Raw genomic sequence first — 541 nt, forward strand, 5'->3', positions numbered from 1 at the left:
CACTACCTCGCGGCTCTCGATCGCGAACTCGACACCGATCCGACCGACACCGATTCGCCGTTCTGACGAGAAACCAGCACTCGCGCGCGACCACGGCTAGATGATCAGATTTCTACGGTTTCTCGTGATCGCCAACACGCACTGCCAACGCTCATGGCCACGACGCGCCCGGACACCGAGCCAAACGCGTACTACGGCCCGGTCAAGCGGCGCGAAACCGCCCGCTCGGCCGGCCCGGCCAGAATCGCCAGGCATGTCCGCAACGAGGAGACCGCTCGGAAGCTCTGGCACCTGAGCGAGCAGCTGACCGGCGTCTCCTACCTGGCGAGGTGAGCACGCGAATCGGCCCCTCACTCCCCGTCCGTGAGCTGTACGACGACCTCGGGCCCCTGGATCGAGCGCCCTAGCCCGAATAATTCATGAAGAAGTCGCGTTCCTGAATTGAAGAAGGCCCCAGTTGCGGTAGAAACGTGTTGCGACACCCGTTTCCCCTCAACAAGGGCCCCTTCATGAAGCCGGATTCTACCGCACAGACTGTCAC

The 541-nt window shown here is 62.8% G+C and carries 1 protein-coding gene; it reads left to right on the forward strand.

The features are described 5' to 3' along the window. Positions 1–153 precede the first annotated feature (153 nt). A complete protein-coding gene (locus tag GY937_00425; protein ID MCP5055171.1) occupies positions 154–333 on the forward strand; it encodes a hypothetical protein in 180 nt (59 codons plus the stop codon). Positions 334–541: the final 208 nt, after the last annotated feature.

The organism is bacterium (assembly GCA_024228115.1).
Taxonomy (GTDB): domain Bacteria; phylum Myxococcota_A; class UBA9160; order UBA9160; family UBA6930.

Coding starts and splice junctions, on each gene's coding strand:
- GY937_00425 (MCP5055171.1), top strand. CDS start 154: ATGGCCACGACGCGCCCGGACACCGAGCCAAACGCGTACTACGGCCCG.